Source organism: Pantoea sp. S18 (genome assembly GCF_045689705.1).
GTDB classification, from domain to species: Bacteria; Pseudomonadota; Gammaproteobacteria; order Enterobacterales; family Enterobacteriaceae; genus Pantoea; species Pantoea symbiotica.
This window is the reverse complement of the sequence record NZ_CP142689.1, coordinates 540,046-556,722: the sequence shown is the minus strand read 5'-3', so window position 1 is coordinate 556,722 and position 16,677 is coordinate 540,046. Positions and strand designations below refer to the sequence as shown.

Below are 16,677 nucleotides of genomic sequence, written 5' to 3'. Positions count from 1 at the left end.
CGCCTGGTATTCAGGCTTCCGCTTTTAGTTTTGCATTAAATATACCCAGTCGGGCAACATGCAAACGTAGTTATTTACATGAATTTAGTAATTGCATTTATTTTATCGCGTAAAACAATTTATATTTCGTTTAGTGATGGGGTCTTTGTTTATTTAATTCATGTCGTTATCTTTGTTGTAATAAAACCTTCATGTAATTATTTGTAATTCACATTGAGCGATTGGAATGATCTGTTGTTTATCTTCACTCTCGACATGTGTCGCTAATTTGGAGCTGAAGGTGAAAAAGAACATGATATTTAGATCTGGTTTAAATGATTTATTTAAACCTATTGCTGGCTTTTCAATTCTGCTGATGATTTCCTGGTCGATGCAGATTCTCTCAATCAGATTTTCACAACTGCTCTTTATATTTTTCGTACTCTTTGCGCTGTGGCCAGTTGCCCGCAAAGCATGGAGGAAATCTCTTGAAGGCAATATTTTCAGCATGGAAACCTTAATGAGTTTCGCATCGCTGGGGGCATTGATGATCAATGCCGTATACGAAGCGGCGGTGGTGCTTTGGCTGTTTCATATCGGTGAAAGTCTTGAGCATTACGCTACGCAGCGAGCTCGAGCGGGGGTTTCTTCTCTGATGGCCATAATGCCGGAAACCGTCATGCTTTTGGATGATGGAATCTTGAGGGCGGTACCCGTTAGTCAATTGAAGCCAGGTGATGAAATTGAAATTGCGCCCGGCGGTAGGTTACCGGCTGATGCCATTTTGCAGGACAGCATGGCCGCATTCGATGAGAGTGCATTGACGGGAGAATCTCTTCCGGTGGAATACGCAAAAGGACAACAGATTTATGCCGGTAGCGTGATCGTTGATCGTGTTTGTCGGTTCATCGTCGCCTCTGAACAAGGCTGTAACGCCATTGATCGCATTCTGAAATTGATTGATGAAGCCGATGCGCATAAATCACCGACAGAACGATTCATTGATGTGTTCAGCCGCACCTACACGCCGATCATTGCTCTGCTTTCCATGATGGTGATGATTATTCCTCCCTTTTTCTACGACCAACCCTGGGATATGTGGCTCTACCGGGGATTGGCGGTGATGTTAATCGGCTGTCCCTGTGCGCTGGTGATCTCAGTGCCTGCCGCAATTACCTCCGGTTTGGCTGCGGCAGCCCGTCGCGGGATTCTGATTAAAGGGGGAGCCGCATTAGAGAAGTTGGCCGAGATAAAAGTTATCGCCATGGACAAAACAGGCACGTTGACAGAAGGGCGTCCAACAGTGGTTTGCATTATCACTGATAAACCCGATGATGAAGATCGGGTGTTAAGCCTCGCCGCGGGTGTAGAGGAAGGATCATCCCATCCGCTGGCGCAAGCCATTATCCGTCAAGCCAGAAAGCGCTTTAATGATTATCCGATTGCTGGCAATCGCCAGGCGTTATCTGGTCAGGGGGTAAAAGGCGATATTGATGGTCGGGACGTCAACGTCATGGCACCTCCGTTTGCGCCGCCATTCGCACCAGATAGCATCTTGCAGGGTGAAATTGAGCGTTTGCAGGACGCCGGATTAACGGTGGTGGTGGTCGCATTAGAGAATGTGCCGCTGGGCATTATTGCACTGCAGGATACGTTGCGTGTAGATGCCAAAAAAACCATTCAGGCTTTAACCGCTATGAATGTTGAGAGCCTGATGCTGACAGGTGATAACCCACGAGCGGCTGCGGCTATCGCCGGACCACTTGGGATGAAATATCAGGCTGGTTTATTACCCAGGCACAAAGTGGAAGCGGTCTATCTGCAACAAATCGTAGCGCCAACGGCCATGGTTGGTGACGGTATCAACGATGCGCCTGCATTGCGGGCGGCAGATATTGGCATTGCGATGAGTGGCGGAACCGACGTCGCCCTCGAAACCGCCGACGTCGCGCTAACGCATGATCGCCTTGCTGGATTACCTGAGCTTCTGCATTTAGCCCGCCGCACCCGAACCATCATTGGTCAGAATGTGACGCTCTCAATTGGCTTAAAAATCATTTTTCTCCTGACCAGCATGCTCGGTGTGACCGGGCTTTGGGTGGCTATTCTGGCCGATTCGGGCGCCACGGTGGTGGTAACGTTTAATGCGCTCAGATTATTACGCACTGAGAAAACGCCGCCACAAATGATCCTAAAGGAGAATAGCTAATGCCTAACGCCACATTAGAACTCCTGCTGGCGCGTAACCGCATCCACGCGGCGCGCGTCAGTCGTCACGACGCCGAATACTTTTCCCGTCATGAGGCGGGGCAAGCGCCACGTTGCCTGTGGATTGGCTGTGCTGATAGCCGGGTACCAGTAGATACTTTGGTTCAGGCATCGCCGGGTGAATTATTTGTGATGCGTAATGTCGCGAATCAGGTGCTGGCAGAGGACGACAGCATTATGAGCGGCATTGAATATGCTCTGAATACGTTGCGAGTCGATACCGTGATCATTTGCGGCCATACCCACTGTGGCGGTGTTGATTTTGCCGGTTTGATGGCAGTGGTACCGGGCGAAGAAAAAAAGGATACGCCACTCACCCGACAGATGTTCCCTCTCAGCCAGGCCTTGCGCCAGCAGATCAAACAGCATCCGGAGTGGAGGCAGTTATCCAAAGATCACCTCAAACGATTCTTTGTAGAAGCTAACGTGCGTCAGCAGATTGTACATTTGCAGCAAACTTCACTGTTTCAATCGGCAAAACGGCAGCGCCCGCTGGAGATTTTTGGCTGCATTTATGATTTAAAAACAGGGATTCTGGACGTTTTATCGGATGAGAACGGTGAGGTCACGTTATGAAGACGCCTCTTTTTTCTCATTTAGCGACGGTGAAACAGGATGTATTTGCTGGCGTGGTGGTGTTTTTGGTTGCGTTACCATTATGTTTGGGTGTGGCTCAGGCAAGTGGCATGCCACCTTTGGCAGGGCTGCTCAGTGGAATTATTGGCGGTTTATTGATTACAGCCATCAGTCCTTCTCCGCTCTCCGTCAGTGGGCCAGCAGCAGGAATGATAGCGCTAGTGGTGACGAGCATTGCAACACTCGGCAGCATATCAGCCATGTTAGTTGCGCTGATTCTGGCGGGAGCATTGCAGATTGCGGCGGGGCTATTTCGTTTAGGCCGGTTGGCCGGCTTAATCCCCGGAACCGTGATTCGTGGTTTGCTGGCGGGCATTGGCATTTTACTTATCGTTCAGCAGATACCTGTCGCGTTTGGTTATGTACCAGACAGACCAGCAGGCAGTGAGATTTCGCTGCATTTTTTCCATGACATCACCGGCGGATCGGTGCTGATTATGGCGGTGAGTTTGGTGTTGCTTGTCCTGATGGAGATGCCACGATTTAAGCAAAGCCGATGGTCTGCGCTGCCAGCACCACTGGTCGTTGTATTGTGGGGAATAGTGGCGCAATTTTTATTATCCACTTCAGAAGGTTGGCAGTTACCATTATCGCAGCGGGTGCAGCTGCCTGACTGGTCATGGGATGAAGCATGGCCACTCTCAGCGCCCGATTGGTCGGCATTATCACAGCCTTCGCTCTATCAGATTGCTTTCAGTCTTGCTCTGCTGGCAAGTCTGGAAACCCTACTTAGCCTTGAGGCGACGTCACGTATTGATCCCCTCAAGCGCGCACCGCACTCCGATCGTGAACTGGTTGCGCAGGGCGCAGGTAATATGGTGAGCGGCTTATTGGGAGGTCTGCCGCTAACGGCGGTTATTGTGCGTAGTTCTGCGAATGTGTATGCCGGCGCTCGCACGCGTTTTTCGGCGATCTTTCACGGTCTGCTCCTGGCATTGAGCGCGCTGTTACTGGGCCCGATATTGAATACGATCCCCTTTGCCAGCCTTTCAGCCATTCTAATTTTCACCGGTTTTAAACTCGCCTCTCCGTCATTGTTCATCAGAGAATGGCGGCAAGGTAAGACGCTGTTCATTCCCTTTATGGTTACGGTGACTGGAATTGTCGGAATAGGCCTGCTGCAAGGTATTGGTCTTGGCGTATTGTGCCAGCTATTAATTAGCGTCATGAAAGCCGAGAAAAATACTTTAACGCTCACACAGCACGGCAGCATTCATTTACTGCGTATTCACCAGAACATTACCTTCATCAGTAAACCCGAACTCTGCCGCTTATTAGACAGTATCCCCAATGAAAGTACCGTTTATATTGAGGTGGCTGATGGCATTACGCTGGCACCCGATCTCCGCGAGGCGATACAAGCATTTGCATCGCAGGCAAAGCAACGCAAGCTCACGCTGTTTTTGCCAACTATGATGCAGTGATTCTATTTACGGGTCGCCATCAAAGGCGACCCATACTGTTTAAAACACTTCGTCCAGCAACTGATACATGCGCTTGAATGCACGCTGCGTCACTTCAGGATGATATTGCGCGACGCCTTCATTATTTGCTTTCGGATCAGTGAAGGAGTGCACCGCACCGGCAAAACTCGCCAACTGCCAATCCACACCCTTGCTGTTCATCTCATTGGCGAATGCCGCCAACTGCTCGCGCGGCACCAGCGGATCCGCAGCGCCATCCAGCACCAGCAGCGATGCACTAATGGTGTTGCCCGCGTAACTGCCGGTGGTATCCAGCGTGCCATGGAAAGAGACGGCGGCTTTAATATCCGCACCGCTGCGCGCTAACTCAAGTGCGCAATGTCCACCGAAGCAGAAACCGATCGCCGCGACTTTTGTGGCATCAACTGCTGCCAGAGTTTGCGTGCGCAATGCCGCCAGCGCTGCCTGCATACGTTCCACTTCGGCCGGCTTATCTTTCACCGCCATCATCATCGCGCCAGCTTCATCGCCAGATGTTGGGCGTTGGCCCTGGCCGTACAAGTCAGCTACCAGCACCACATAACCGTTGGCGGCGATGGTCTTGGCCTGCGCAACTGCATCCTCAGTGGCACCCATCCAGTTTGGCGCCACTAAAATGCCCGGCTGCGGTGCCTGATGATCTGCAGCGAAAACTAAATATCCTTCGAACGTGTCGTTGCCAACCTGGTAAGAAAGGGAAGAAGCCGTGATGTTGCTCATTTATTCAACTCGTTGGTTATCAATTGAGGAAATTGAAGAAGTTACAGAGAATGGATAATTATGCAACTGGCTGTCCAGGCGACCGCATAAAATGTTTGTTTCGCGCATTGGTCTTCGTAGGGTCGCCATTCATGGCGACCAAGAGCAAAACCGCATCACGCATCCGCTAACGCATTCATCACCGCATCAGGCATGGAAGGGCGTCCATTCTGCAGGCAGGTGGCAACAAAAGTCGCATCGGCATACACCACGCCGTTGACCAGAATCTGCTGCACAAAATTGACGCGATTGCGTTTCTCATTCTTCGCCAGCACGCAGGTCACTTCAACCTTGTCACCTTTCACCAGGCTCTTACGAAAGCGCAGGGAATACTCCAGCACCATGTAAATTTTGCCCTGCTTAAACTCTTCTTCCATATCGATACCCAGGGCTTCACGCATGTAAGCATGGCGCGTCCACTCCATATAAAACGGATAATAGAGGCCATCGACCACGCCCTGAAAATCGATATGTTTTTCATCAACCTCATACTGCTTTGTAAACATTTGTTATCCTTATCTGAGAGTTAGGTGAAGAAGGAGGGTGGTATACCTCAGAACGCGCGTCTGGTAAACGTCGGTTAGGCGACTGGTGATGATGGTCACAATTTAATGCTAAAAATCATCTCCGTGAGCTCCTTCGGATTTTCTAAAGCAACACCTCGGTTAATGCTGTTTTCGCTGCCATGCATTGGAAGGTATACCTTGCGCAAATCCTTTTCGCATAGCAGGCAAGCATGACCACACATACTCGCATCCGTAAATTCAACACCAAAGAAACCTATCCCAATCAAGCGCTGGATAACGATCTCTGTCAGGCGGTGCGCGCGGGCAACACCGTGTATGTCCGTGGGCAGATTGGCACCGACTTTGCGGGCAATCTGGTGGGTTTAGGCGATCCCGCCGCGCAAGCTGAGCAGGCGATGAAGAACGTTAAACAGCTACTGGAAGAGGCGGGCAGCGACTTGTCGCACATCGTCAAAACCACTACTTACATCATTGACCCACGTTATCGCGAGCCGGTGTATCAGGTGGTCGGCAAATGGTTGAAAGGCGTGTTTCCCATCTCCACCGGCTTGGTGATTTCCGCTTTAGGTCAGCCGCAATGGTTGATGGAAATCGATGTGATCGCGGTTATTCCAGACGATTGGCAAGCGGAATAAGAGGCAGGCGACGATGACGTTATCCATTGTGGGACGCTGCGAAGAAACCGGTCAAATCGGCATTGCCATTAGCTCATCCAGCATTGCGGTGGGCGCACGTTGCCCATGGCTACGCTCAGCGGTGGGTGCAGTATCAACCCAAAACATCACTTTACCGGCGTTAGGTCCGCGCATTCTTGATCGCCTGCAACAAGGCGACAGCGCAGAAGCCGCGCTCAAAGCCGGTTTAGCCAGCGATGATTATCACCATTATCGCCAGGTTACGGTGTTAGCTGCGAATGGCCAAACGGCCTGCTTTAGCGGTGATAAAACCTTGGGAATCAATAACGCGCAAACCGGTCATCATTGTGTTGCGGCGGGCAATCTGCTGGCTAACCCTGCGGTGATTCCGGCGATGGTTAGCGCCTTCGAGCAGCATTCCGGGCATTTAGCCGAGCGCTTAATTGCGGCGATGCAAGCGGGCATGCAGGCCGGCGGCGAAGCGGGGCCGGTGCACTCCTCAGCATTGTCGATCGTTGATGATCAGGTATGGCCGATTGTTGATCTGCGTGTTGACTGGACGGACGGCGATCCGATTAGCGAACTCGACCAGCTGTGGCTGGCCTATCAGCCACAAATGAACGATTACGTGACGCGCGCCATCGATCCAACGCAGGCACCCAGTTACGGCGTGCCGGGCGACGAGTAGGAGTTCCTATGTTTACCAGCCGACAACTGCTTGAAAAGCTGGTGGCGTTTGACACCACCAGCCGTGAATCTAACCTGGCATTGATCGATTTCGTCTGGCGTTACCTGAGCGATTTGGGTGTGAGAAGTGAGCTAATCCACAACGCGGAACGCAGTAAAGCCAATTTGTATGCGCGTCTTGGACCCGCTGGCGATGGCGGTGTGATGCTCTCCGGCCATAGCGATGTGGTGCCAGTGGATGGACAAAACTGGAGCGTGCCGCCGTTTGCTCTCACCGAACGTGACGGCAAGTTATACGGGCGCGGCACCGCCGATATGAAAGGCTACATCGCCTGCATGCTGGCGGCAGTGCCCCACTTTCTGGCGCAACCGCTGACACAGCCGTTGCATTTGGCGATCTCCTACGACGAAGAAGTCGGCTGCCTTGGCGTGCGCACCTTGCTGGATGCGCTGGCGCAGCGTGCGGAAAAACCGGCTATCTGCCTGATTGGTGAACCTACCGAACTGCAACCAGTGCTGGGTCATAAGGGCAAATTGGGCATGCGCTGTGAAGTAAAGGGTGCGGCTTGCCATTCGGCCTATGCGCCGCAGGGCGTTAATGCCATCGAATATGCCGCGAGATTGATTCAGCAATTAACGGCGATTGGCGAGCGGATGGCACAACATCGGGATTCTCGTTTTGATCCGCCGTTTACCACCGTACAAACCGGCATCATCAGCGGCGGCCGCGCATTGAACATTGTGCCCGGCGAATGCGCCTTTGATTTTGAAGTGCGTACCTTGCCACAGGATGATGCGCAAGCCATCGCCGCTGAGCTGGATGCGTTCGCACAAGCAGAACTGTTGCCGCGCATGCAAGCCATCGCAGCGGACAGCGCGATCCGTTTTTATCCGATTAGCGGCTATCCAGGATTATTGACCGATGCCCAAAGTGAGGCCGCGCGACTGATCGCCTATTTAACCCAATCCAGCGACTTCAGCACCGTGGCATTTGGCACCGAAGGCGGATTGTTCCATCAAGCCGGTATTCCCAGCGTAATTTGCGGGCCAGGCAGCATGGCGCAAGGTCATAAACCGGACGAATTCATCAGCATCGCGCAGTTGGAAGCCTGTGACGCCATGTTGCAACGCTTAGCCGCATGGATGAGTCAATAATTTCTGTGACATTGTCACGCAAAACAGTTTTGGAGAGTTCATGGTCAGTGCAGAAGTTACCCGATTCCCGCAGCCCGACATGCCGCATCTGGCAGTGAAAGCCAGTAACGTCGCCGTGCAGTTAGATGGCGTGCTGAAAAAATTTGGCGACGCTATCGCGCTGCACAAAATTTCCCTGACCATTGAAGAAGGGGAATTTATTACGCTGCTCGGTCCGTCGGGCTGCGGCAAAACCACGCTGCTAAACCTGATGGCCGGTTTTGCGGAAGCTGATGGGGGCGAGATTTTTATTGATGGCGAGCTGGTGACCGAGATTCCACCTTATCAGCGTGAAATCGGCATCGTATTCCAAAACTACGCGCTGTTCCCGCATATGACGGTGGAGAAAAACGTCGGTTACGGCCTGCGTATGCGCGGCGTGCCAAAGGCCGAAATCGCCGAGCGCGTTGAGCAAGCATTAGCCTTGGTCAAATTGGCGGGTTACGGCCATCGCAAACCACGTGAACTCTCCGGCGGACAACAGCAGCGTGTGGCGCTGGCGCGTGCGCTGGTGATCCGGCCCAAAGTGTTGCTGCTGGATGAGCCGTTTTCCGCACTGGATAAAAATCTGCGTTTATCGATGCAGGTCGAACTGAAAGCGATCCAGCGCAAATTGGGCGTCACCACGGTGTTTGTCACTCACGATCAGGGCGAAGCGCTGAGCATGAGCGATCGTGTGGTGGTGATGTCGGCGGGACATGTGCGCCAAATCGGTACGCCGGATGAGATCTATCGCCAGCCGCGCGATCCCTTTGTGGCGGGCTTTGTCGGCGACGTCAATATTCTTCCGGGACGTTATGCCGGTCGCGATCACGCGGCGGTGCTTGAGCTGGGGGGCAACGCGCTGCGTCTGCCAGCAGAACGTGTGCAGGCGAATGTTGGCGAGCGTCTGGATGTGTATGTGCGTCCGGAAAACATTCAGTTGGGGCCGCTGTCGCCACATTCCTTCCTGAGCGCCACGGTGATCACCCATGTGTTTCAGGGCGATCACGTGGATGTGCATCTTGATGTGCCGTCGCTCGGCAGCGCATCGCTGTTTGCGCGCCAGTCCGGTCTCGATTCCCTGACGCGCTGGCCGGTTGGTAGCGTGGTGGGCATCACCTTTGATGATGAAGGCGTTTGCGCCTTTACCACCGCTAAGCAGGGATAAGATCTGATGTTGCCTGAAATGATGAAAGCGGTAATAGCCAGCCAACCGGGCGGCGCAGAGGTTTTAACGGTTGTGGAACGTGCCGTGCCGCAGCCCGCTGCGGGTGAAGTGCTGATTCGCGTCGCCAGCGCGGGCGTTAATCGTCCGGATATTATGCAGCGCAACGGCATGCCCATCCCGCCGGGCTGCTCAGATGTGTTAGGTCTGGAAGTGGCAGGTGAAGTGGTGGCGTTGGGTGCCGACGTTATTGGCTTCGCCATCGGTGGCGCGGTGATGGCGCTGCTTAACGGTGGCGGTTATGCCGAATATTGCGTGGCGCGCGCTGAGTTGTGTTTGCCGCTGCCCGGTAATCTGCCGTTGGTGCATGCAGCAGGCGTGCCCGAAGCGGCGTTTACCGTGTGGCACAACCTGTTTGAGCTGGGGCGCTTAGCACCCGGCGAAACCGTGCTGATTCACGGTGCCGCCAGCGGCGTTGGCACTTTTGCCATCCAATGCGCACAAGCCTGTGGTGCGCGGGTGATTGCCACCGCAGGCGGTGGCGACAAGATTGCGGCACTGCAACAGCTTGGCGTCTGGCGCGCCATTGATCGTCATAGAGAGGATTTTGTCGCGGTGATTGCAGCGGAAACCGCAGGTCGTGGCGTGGATGTGGTGCTGGATAACGTCGGCGGTGATTACGTAGCGCGTAATCTAAGCGTGTTAGCGCAGGGTGGACGTCATGTAAGTTTGTCATTTATGCAGGGCGCGAAGATCGAACTCGATCTGCAGTTGGTGATGCGTAAAGGGTTGAGTTTGACCTCTTCCACGCTGCGTCCCAAAAGCGCTGCTGAAAAGGCGCGCCTGGCTGAGTGCATCCGCAAACATCTGCTGCCGCTCATCGCTGCAGGAAAAATCGTCCCCACGCTGCATCAAGTTTTGCCGCTGGCGCAGGCGGCGGACGCGCATCGCATCCTCGAAGCCAATGCCAACATTGGCAAAGTGCTGCTCAGCGTGGATCAGCCGGGAGCGCTGGCATGATGCAACTGTTTTACGCCACTACGTCCGCCTATGTGCGCAAAGTGATGGTCATCGCACATTGTCTTGGGCTGACGAATGAGATTGAGCTGTTAGATTCAGCGGCGCATCCGATTGAACGTGATGAGCGCATTGCCATCGTTAATCCGTTAGCCAAAGTGCCGGCGCTGCGCACCGAAGAAGGGTTATGTCTGTACGACAGCCGCGTGATTTGCGAATACCTGATTGCTCGCGCGCAGGGCGATTTGTTGCCATCGCACGGCGACGCGCGTTGGTTGAGTTTGTCGCGCCAGGCGTTGGGCGATGGATTGATCGATGCCGCCTTGCTGGCGCGTTATGAATTCAGTGCGCGGCCGGTGGAAAAGCAGTGGCAAGGCTGGGCAGACGGACAACTGACGAAAGTCAGCGCCGCGTTGCGGGAAATCGAACGTCAGGTCGCCAGTTTTAGCTCGCAGCCGAATGACCTGGGTTTGATCGCCATTGGGTGCGCGCTGGGTTATCTCGATTTCCGCTTCGAAGTCCTTAACTGGCGTGCAGATCATCCGCAAACCGCTGCCTGGTTTGCCGTGTTCGATGCCCATCCAGCGATGGCCGGCACGCGCCCGCATTGATTGCCCTTAATCGTAATTCGGTCACCATAAATGGCGACCCTACGGTAACAGTGCGAGTTATTCGTAGGGTCGCCATTTATGGTGACCAGAAAATCGCACAGAACATTTGTAGGGTCGCCATTTATGGTGACCACCGCATAGCGACTCAGGAACTCACATGAATCAGCAAATCTATTTCCTTAACGGCCCAAACGCCAACCTGTACGGCATGGACAAAAGCGGCACCTACGGCACTGAAAGCTTTGCCAGCATCGGTGAACGCTGCCAGCGCCGGGCGGCATCGCACAACATCACGCTGCAATTTCGCCAGAGCAATCACGAAGGCGTGTTGGTTGATTGGATTCAGGAAGCGCGTCAGCAGGCCGCCGGATTGATCATCAACGCCGCCGGTTTAACTTACAGTTCGGTGCCGATTCTCGATGCGTTGCTGATGTTTGATGGCCCGATCATCGAAGCGCACATGAGCAACATCTGGAAGCGCGAGCCGTTTCGCCATCATTCAATGGTATCGAAAGCTGCCACCGGCGTGATCGCCGGCTTGGGCGTGATCGGTTACGAACTGGCGATTGATGCGGTGGTCGAGTTGATCAAGGCGCATGCGGCATGAGTACTTTGGTGTTTTACAGCGAGTTCGACAGCTTTGAACAGTGGTCAGCGTTGCTCGCGCCGCATCTCCCGGGCGTGAATATCTGTCGCGCGGAAGAGGTGCAAAACGTCGACGAGGTGCATTTCGCGTTGGTGTGGAAACCGCCGCACGGCTTTTTCGCTGCGTACCGCAACCTGAAGCTGCTGGTGAATCTGGGGGCGGGCGTTGATTCGCTGGTCGGACGCGATGATTTGCCGGATATCCCGATTGTTCGTTTGTCTGACCCGCACATGGCGCGCATGATGGCCGGCTTCGTGCTGTTTGCCGTGCTGCGTTATGTGCGCGACATTCCGGCGTTTGAGCGGGCACAACGTGAACGGCGCTGGCATTACCTGCATCCTCGTTCGCCGGAAACCGTGCGTGTTGGCGTGCTGGGATTGGGTGAACTGGGCGCGCACGCCGCGCAGGAGCTGGCGCGTCAGGGCTTGGATGTGCGTGGCTGGTCGCGATCGCAGAAAACCATTGAAGGCATAACCTGTAGCAGCGGAATAGACGTGCTGGATGATTTCCTCGCAAACAGCGACATTTTGGTGGTGATGCTGCCACTCACGCAGCAAACCCAGGGATTGCTGAGTGCTGAACGTCTGGCCCGCTTACCGCACGGCAGCGCGTTTATCAATGTGTCGCGTGGGGCGATTGTCGATCAGGTGGCGTTAACACAGGCATTGCAGCGTGGGGATATTGGTCAAGCCACCCTGGATGTATTCGACCGCGAACCGTTGCCGCCGGAAGATGCATTGTGGGCGATGGATAATGTATTGATTACGCCGCATCTGGCGTCGGTCGCCATTCCCGCCAGCGCCGCACCACAGGTCGCCGATAATATCCAGCGCGCCGCGCGCGGCGAACCTGTTTTAAATCAGGTATTCCCGCAGCAGGGTTATTAACGACTGGTCGCCATTATGGCGACCACCCGCATCACGCCACCCGCACCACTTGTGGATCGAAATAACTCGGTGCCGCCATGCCGGGAATATATTGGTCGGAAATAAACATGCGGCAACGCTCGGCAAACGCGCTCACCACCATGGATTGTTGTACGTGCGCCATGGTGGCATAACCCAACTGCATCGCCTTGTTAACGCCCGCCAGCCGCACGCGAATCAGGCGTTTACCATCCTGCGACAAGTGCGCTTTGGGTCGCACGTTAGCGATACCAAAACCGACACCGTTCGCCACCATCGCGCGTACCGTTTCCATACTGCTGGATCGCATCACCACATTCGGTGTGACACCGGCTTCGCTGAACAGCCCAAGAAAATATTCCCGGCTCCACGGCATATCCAGCAGCACCATCGGCACTTCAGCCAGATCCTGAATCGATACCGCTGATTGTGTGGCGAACGGATGATGCTCGCCCACCATCACGTAAGGCGGCAGTTGCGCCAGCGACTGGAAAGTGACGTCGCTGGCGGGCACTAAATCATAGGTGAGGGCGATATCGATATCGGCTGAGCGCAGCTGTTTTAATAGCAACTCATGATTGCCTTCCACCAGCGAGATGCGCACGCCGGGAAAGGCGCGGCCAAAGCCAAACACCAGTTCCGGCGTCAACATCGGCGCCAGCGTATCGAGGCAACCGACGCGCAGCGGGCCGCGTACGTTGTTCATCGATTCCGATGCGATGGTGTAGAGATTCGACATCTGTTCGAGGATCAGTTTGGCCTCTTTTAATACCTGATGGCCGATGGCGGTGAGTGAAACGCCCTGGGCGTGGTGGCGCACAAACAGCTGCACGCCAAGCTCAGACTCAATATGGGTGATGGCTGCGGAAATCGACGGTGAGGAGACGTGAATACGCTCCGAGGCGCCAATAATGCTGCCCGCTTCACCGGAAGCGACAAAATATTCCAGCTGACGCTGGGTGATGCGACTGAGCATGCAGGTTCTCCTGAGATCGCTGACACGCTCATGTCGCGTCAGTCATTCTAATAGTGTCGATTTAGCTCAAGCATTTCTCATGCCAAATTCCGACTCACAGCATAATCACCTGTCCATGCGCCAGCGCCCATTCGCTTCTGCCTCACCACTGCTTAAGAAAATCCTTGCTAAGCAGGCCGCTTTTTTAGCCTCAGAAATCCTGATGCAACAGCGAGGGAAATGCTGTTTTACCCAATCTCACCGCAACGGCATTATCGCTTCAACACCCGAGAGCCGCCTTCGCACTGTTTTAGTGCATTGCGACGCGATGGACCAGACGGTGGTGCAAAGCAGCTACAACAGCCATTTCATTCATTGGGGACAAGAATATGTTGCGTAAGATTGGTGCCTTAACGTTGTTGACCACGTGTGTATTGAGCGCAGGGAATGCGATGGCCGCAGATAAGCTGATTGTCAGCACCTGGGGCGGCAGCTTTAAAGATCTGATTGATCAAACCATCGCCAAAGAGTTCACCAAAGAAACCGGTGTAGAAGTGCAGTTCGTCACCGGCGGCACCATCGATCGCTTAAACAAAGCCAACCTGGCGGGCGGCTCGCCGGAAACCGACGTCACCTTTACTACCGCGCATGTCGGTTATCTGTATGCCAATAGCGGCCTGTTTGAAAAGCTCGACATGAGCAAAATCCCTAACGCGGTGAATCTGGTGCAGCAGGCCAAAGTCAGCCCGTATCACCTTGGCGTGTGGGGCTACGTTTACACCATCGGCTATCGTCCAGATTTAGTGCCGAAGGGCGAAGAATTCACCAGCTGGAACGATCTGTGGCGTCCAGAACTGAAAAGCTCGATTGCACTGCCAGACTGGGATCCGAGCCATATCATCGCGGTCTCCGCCAAACTCTCTGGCACTGATGCAGCGCACTGGGAACAAGGTCAGGCCAAGCTGAAAACGTTGATCCCGAACATCAAATCCTTCTATACCGATGATGCCAACAGCCAACAGCTGATCTCCACGGGTGAAACGCCGGTGCAGGTGATGCTGTCGATGAACGCCTACAGCATGATTGCAGAAGGCGTCAACATTAAGCTGGCCATTCCCAAAGAGGGCGCGATTTTGGGCGTCGATACCGTCGGTATCAACAAAGGCACCAAACACGCTGAACTGGCCTACAAGTTCATGAATATCGCGCTGAAACCGGAAATCCAACAGGAAGTGGCGAAGATCTATCGCGGCAGCCCAACGGTGACCAATGCGCATATCGATCCGGAACTGGCGAAGCTGCCTGGCATGTTGACTACGCCAGAACAGTGGAATGCCACCATCAACACCGATCCACTACTGCGCGCGGAAAAAACCGCCGAGTGGCGTCAGTGGTTCTCTGAAAACATCATGTCACATTAATAAATAGGGGCGGCCTTATCGCCGCCCGGTTCGTCGCACCATTTTATTCAGGCAGCAACGTCTATGACGAGAAAACCGACATTCTTACCCTGGTTCATTATCCCCGCTACATTCACGGCGCTTGGGCTGGTGGTAGCCATGTTTGCCGTGATGCAGTTTAGCGTGCGGGCCTATATTCCCGGATCGCTCGATGTGGGTGGATTCACGCTGGCGAACTTTAACGGCCTGTTCAAGAAAATCTATGCCGATGCTTTTATCAACACGGTGATGCTCAGCGCGAAAACCGCGATTTTTGGCCTGCTGATGAGTTATCCGCTGGCGTATGCGCTGGTGAGAACGCGCACCACCTGGATCAAATCCACCATTCTGATTATCGCCATTACGCCGCTGTTTCTTGGTGAAGTGGTACGCACTTATTCGTGGATTATCGTGCTGGGCAATAGCGGCTTCCTCAATAGCTTGCTGCTGGCAATGGGTCTGATTAACAAGCCGATCCAGTTTATGTTTACCCAAACCGGCGTGGTGGTCGCGCTGGTGCATGTGACCATGCCAATCATGGTGATGATGCTGGCGACTGCGCTGTCGCACATCAATCCCGATTATGAAAAAGCCGCCACCAGCCTGGGCGCGGGGCCGATTCGGACCTTGTTGACGGTGACGATTCCGCTGTCGATTCCTGGTATCGTTTCCAGCCTCACCACGGCGTTTGCCTGGACGTTCAGCGCCTTCGCAACGCCGCAGCTGATTGGCGGTGGACGCGTCAGCACCGTGGCAACCATGGTGTATCAGCTGGGCTTCTCTTCGATGAATTTTCCGTTTGCCGCCGCGCTCAGCATTGCCGGTTTGATTCTGACCATTTTGCTGCTGATGGCGCTGAAACGTATGAGCCGCTTTATCCATGCGATGGGAGAGCACTGATATGACCCGATCCCTCAACGATAAATTGATCACACTGGCGGGACGCGCGCTGGTTATCGCGATTTTGTTGTTCGTATTACTGCCAACCATTGTGGTGTTCATCTCTTCATTCAGCAGCACCTCAGTGTTGTTCTTCCCACCGAAAGGCTGGTCGCTGCGCTGGTTTGAACGTGCGGTGAATTACGATGACTTCCGCCACGGCTTCTATTCCGGATTGATTGTGACAGCGTGGGCGTCAACGCTGGCGGTGATTATCGGCGCCACGCTGGCGATCGCCATTGAGCGTTACAGTTTCCCGTGCAAACAGGTACTGGAAGGCGTGCTGCTGTCGCCGCTGTTTATTCCGCATTTCACCATTGGTCTCGGCTTACTGATGCTGGTCTCTCAACTGGGCATTGGACGCGGTTATCCGCTGGTGATCTTCTGCCACATCGTGCTGGTGCTGCCGTTTGTGCTGCGCAGCGTGTATGTGTCGCTGAAAAACCTCGAACAGCGTATTGAATTGGCTGCCGCAAGCCTCGGTGCTTCGCCGCTGCGCGTGGTGTGGACCATTACCGTACCGCTGATTTTGCCGGGCTTGTTTGGCGGTTGGTTATTTGCTGCCATTCTTTCCTTCAACGAATTTACCGCTTCGCTGTTTATTACCACGCAAGCGACTCAGACCTTGCCGGTGGCGATGTACAACTATGTGCGGGAGTTTGCCGACCCAACGCTGGCTGCACTGTCGGTTATTTATATTGCGGTGACGGCGACGATGTTAATTATCGCGAATAAGTTTTTAGGTTTAGGGAAAATATTGAACGTCGAAGCAGGGCATTAATGTATTAACACGAATGCTGTGCTTATTTAATGGCGCAGCATTTATTAACCTGAATATCATTCATACGGCACCTGATTACTCTTTTCCAT

General features: G+C 53.9%; 18 protein-coding genes. 15 read left to right on the top strand and 3 right to left on the bottom strand.

Translation table 11 applies throughout. The annotated features are described in order from the left end of the window. Positions 1 to 280 precede the first annotated feature (280 nt). Genes VIJ98_RS22410 through VIJ98_RS22400 form a run of 3 tightly spaced genes read left to right on the top strand, consistent with a single transcriptional unit; the run spans position 281 to position 4,307 of the window. Positions 281 to 2,188, top strand: a complete 1,908-nt coding sequence (locus VIJ98_RS22410; protein WP_323271537.1) for a heavy metal translocating P-type ATPase — start codon at positions 281 to 283, stop codon at positions 2,186 to 2,188. Then, positions 2,188 to 2,823 carry a carbonic anhydrase gene (locus VIJ98_RS22405; RefSeq protein WP_154157036.1) on the top strand — a complete coding sequence of 212 codons (636 nt, stop codon included), beginning with the start codon at positions 2,188 to 2,190 and terminating at the stop codon, positions 2,821 to 2,823. Before VIJ98_RS22410 ends, VIJ98_RS22405 begins: the two co-directional genes overlap by 1 nt. Continuing rightward, on the top strand, positions 2,820 to 4,307 hold the full coding sequence (locus VIJ98_RS22400; protein WP_258145308.1) for a SulP family inorganic anion transporter: 1,488 nt from the start codon (positions 2,820 to 2,822) through the stop codon (positions 4,305 to 4,307). The genes VIJ98_RS22405 and VIJ98_RS22400 overlap by 4 nt, the downstream gene beginning before the upstream one ends. A 39-nt stretch (positions 4,308 to 4,346) precedes the next feature. Here VIJ98_RS22400 and VIJ98_RS22395 read toward each other — a convergent pair whose 3' ends face one another. Beyond that, positions 4,347 to 5,066, bottom strand: coding sequence for a dienelactone hydrolase family protein (locus VIJ98_RS22395; RefSeq protein ID WP_008106853.1), 720 nt, complete (start codon positions 5,064 to 5,066; stop codon positions 4,347 to 4,349). Positions 5,067 to 5,221: 155 nt separating this feature from the next. Then, positions 5,222 to 5,611 (bottom strand): thioesterase family protein, encoded by a 390-nt coding sequence (locus VIJ98_RS22390; protein ID WP_154191163.1) that lies wholly within the window; start codon positions 5,609 to 5,611, stop codon positions 5,222 to 5,224. 230 nt (positions 5,612 to 5,841) lie between these two features. Here VIJ98_RS22390 and VIJ98_RS22385 point away from each other — a divergent pair, with 230 nt between their 5' ends. From VIJ98_RS22385 to VIJ98_RS22350, 8 genes are all read left to right on the top strand, one after another. Further along, positions 5,842 to 6,267 carry a RidA family protein gene (locus tag VIJ98_RS22385; RefSeq protein ID WP_323271536.1) on the top strand — a complete coding sequence of 142 codons (426 nt, stop codon included), beginning with the start codon at positions 5,842 to 5,844 and terminating at the stop codon, positions 6,265 to 6,267. Between the two features lie 13 nt (positions 6,268 to 6,280). Beyond that, positions 6,281 to 6,955 carry a DUF1028 domain-containing protein gene (locus VIJ98_RS22380; RefSeq protein WP_323271535.1) on the top strand — a complete coding sequence of 225 codons (675 nt, stop codon included), beginning with the start codon at positions 6,281 to 6,283 and terminating at the stop codon, positions 6,953 to 6,955. Positions 6,956 to 6,963: 8 nt separating this feature from the next. Continuing rightward, positions 6,964 to 8,109 carry an acetylornithine deacetylase gene (gene argE / locus VIJ98_RS22375; protein WP_323271534.1) on the top strand — a complete coding sequence of 382 codons (1,146 nt, stop codon included), beginning with the start codon at positions 6,964 to 6,966 and terminating at the stop codon, positions 8,107 to 8,109. Positions 8,110 to 8,149: 40 nt separating this feature from the next. Continuing rightward, a complete protein-coding gene (locus VIJ98_RS22370; protein ID WP_323271533.1) occupies positions 8,150 to 9,298 on the top strand; it encodes an ABC transporter ATP-binding protein in 1,149 nt (382 codons plus the stop codon). Positions 9,299 to 9,304: 6 nt separating this feature from the next. Then, positions 9,305 to 10,315, top strand: coding sequence for an NAD(P)H-quinone oxidoreductase (locus VIJ98_RS22365; RefSeq protein WP_323271532.1), 1,011 nt, complete (start codon positions 9,305 to 9,307; stop codon positions 10,313 to 10,315). Next, entirely contained in the window at positions 10,312 to 10,923 is a 612-nt protein-coding gene (locus tag VIJ98_RS22360) for a glutathione S-transferase N-terminal domain-containing protein (RefSeq protein ID WP_323271531.1), read from the top strand. Before VIJ98_RS22365 ends, VIJ98_RS22360 begins: the two co-directional genes overlap by 4 nt. A gap of 157 nt (positions 10,924 to 11,080) precedes the next feature. Continuing rightward, entirely contained in the window at positions 11,081 to 11,530 is a 450-nt protein-coding gene (locus VIJ98_RS22355; protein WP_154157044.1) for a type II 3-dehydroquinate dehydratase, read from the top strand. Next, positions 11,527 to 12,456: a glyoxylate/hydroxypyruvate reductase A gene (locus VIJ98_RS22350; RefSeq protein WP_323271530.1), complete on the top strand. Its 930-nt coding sequence runs from the start codon at positions 11,527 to 11,529 to the stop codon at positions 12,454 to 12,456. The genes VIJ98_RS22355 and VIJ98_RS22350 overlap by 4 nt, the downstream gene beginning before the upstream one ends. A gap of 31 nt (positions 12,457 to 12,487) precedes the next feature. Here the strand turns inward: VIJ98_RS22350 and VIJ98_RS22345 are convergent, their stop codons facing one another. Next, positions 12,488 to 13,450 carry a LysR family transcriptional regulator gene (locus tag VIJ98_RS22345; RefSeq protein ID WP_008106834.1) on the bottom strand — a complete coding sequence of 321 codons (963 nt, stop codon included), beginning with the start codon at positions 13,448 to 13,450 and terminating at the stop codon, positions 12,488 to 12,490. Positions 13,451 to 13,529: 79 nt separating this feature from the next. Between VIJ98_RS22345 and VIJ98_RS22340 the strand changes: the two genes are divergently transcribed. The 4 genes from VIJ98_RS22340 to VIJ98_RS22325 all read left to right on the top strand — a co-directional run bounded on the left by VIJ98_RS22340 (position 13,530) and on the right by VIJ98_RS22325 (position 16,588). Further along, a complete protein-coding gene (locus VIJ98_RS22340; RefSeq protein ID WP_258145296.1) occupies positions 13,530 to 13,829 on the top strand; it encodes a hypothetical protein in 300 nt (99 codons plus the stop codon). Next, on the top strand, positions 13,819 to 14,850 hold the full coding sequence (locus VIJ98_RS22335) for a polyamine ABC transporter substrate-binding protein (RefSeq protein ID WP_323271529.1): 1,032 nt from the start codon (positions 13,819 to 13,821) through the stop codon (positions 14,848 to 14,850). Before VIJ98_RS22340 ends, VIJ98_RS22335 begins: the two co-directional genes overlap by 11 nt. A 63-nt stretch (positions 14,851 to 14,913) precedes the next feature. Continuing rightward, positions 14,914 to 15,768, top strand: a complete 855-nt coding sequence (locus tag VIJ98_RS22330) for an ABC transporter permease (protein WP_061719243.1) — start codon at positions 14,914 to 14,916, stop codon at positions 15,766 to 15,768. A 1-nt stretch (position 15,769) separates the two neighbouring features. After that, complete coding sequence (locus VIJ98_RS22325) at positions 15,770 to 16,588, top strand: ABC transporter permease (RefSeq protein ID WP_154157049.1); 819 nt, start codon at positions 15,770 to 15,772, stop codon at positions 16,586 to 16,588. The last annotated feature ends 89 nt before the right edge of the window (positions 16,589 to 16,677 follow it).